The following is a 1092-nucleotide window of genomic DNA, read 5'->3' as shown; positions in this document are numbered from 1 at the left end:
CTTCCGTCCCCAGCGCACCGGCGGCCTCCCCGCTCGCAATCCAAATAGACGTCTTTCAGCTGTTTGATTAGCATGTCAGCGTGAGCGAACGCGAGGTCCTGAGCGTCAGAAGCCGACAATGAAGCCGGACTGATTGCGATCAGCACGGTGCCGAGCGTCACAGGCGCGAGGACTTAACAACTGACATGATCATTTTGAGATCCTCCCCAGCTCCCGTCGGTCAACATTCAGTCCTTGGGGTTGCAGGTGTAGTGCCGTTCGAAGGTCCCGTCCGCGCGCCGCTGCTTATCGAAGCCGCGATGTAAGGCTCGATCGCGCGCTCGTGGACCAGCCAAAGGGGATCTCGGCCGAGGCGTAGCCACTGCCGGCGGCCAACCGTTTCGGGATCGAGGCCGAAGCGATCCTGGTGCGCTCGATCGTCGTGCCGGCCGCGCCTGCCTCCGCATGACGGTTGGCGCGGCTTCGCAAATCGCACATGATTTCGTCACGTGAGATGCCGATGTCGCCAAGGACGTCATCGGGTAAACGGCTCAACTGGTCCGTTGCCGACAAGCGAGCTTTTCGCTCGGCGCGGAGGCGTAACCACCTGCGAAATGGACCAATGGCGGCAGCATGAATTATAACCATGATCAGATCGTCCCTTCATTGATCTGAATTGACCGGTACGGAACGGCGCGAACGGCACTCCGGGCGGAGAGCGTCAGCCGTCCGCGAGAAGTTAGGCGTAGTGGTCGGTGGATTGGTTTTGCCGCGGCGTGCCTATACGGCGGGCGGTGGCTGGCCCCGGGCCACGCATGTAATAAAGCTCCGGGCGGTAGCGCGGCGCGACAAATTTGCGAAACCCCGCAGCAAGTTTTGTGACGGGAGCCAAGAATTTCATGACTGTTCCCTTTCCCTTCGCCGGCTTGCACACGAGCCGGCGGGCCTGACGTTGCAACAAGGATATGACAGTCGAACCAGGCTCGGCTGTGGGAATTCCCACACCGGGCAAAACATTGGCGAAATCCGCTCCCAGTTTGCATCCCGGAAAGCGGGGCCTGCGGCCATCAAATTTCCTTGGATAGGGAGTAAGGTGAAGTACACTTGATTGAA

The 1092-nt window shown here is 60.0% G+C and carries 2 protein-coding genes; both read right to left on the bottom strand.

Annotated features, from left to right (window positions below; translation table 11 throughout):
* Positions 1-285: 285 nt before the first annotated feature.
* Positions 286-534, bottom strand: coding sequence for a hypothetical protein (locus NKI25_RS36235; protein ID WP_352625530.1), 249 nt, complete (start codon positions 532-534; stop codon positions 286-288).
* A gap of 184 nt (positions 535-718) precedes the next feature.
* A partial coding sequence (locus NKI25_RS36230) for a hypothetical protein (protein ID WP_353000966.1) occupies positions 719-1092 on the bottom strand: 374 nt, incomplete at its 5' end.

The organism is Mesorhizobium sp. M0808 (genome assembly GCF_040320025.1).
Lineage (GTDB): Bacteria > Pseudomonadota > Alphaproteobacteria > Rhizobiales > Rhizobiaceae > Mesorhizobium.
This window is presented reverse-complemented; position numbering and strand designations above follow the sequence as displayed.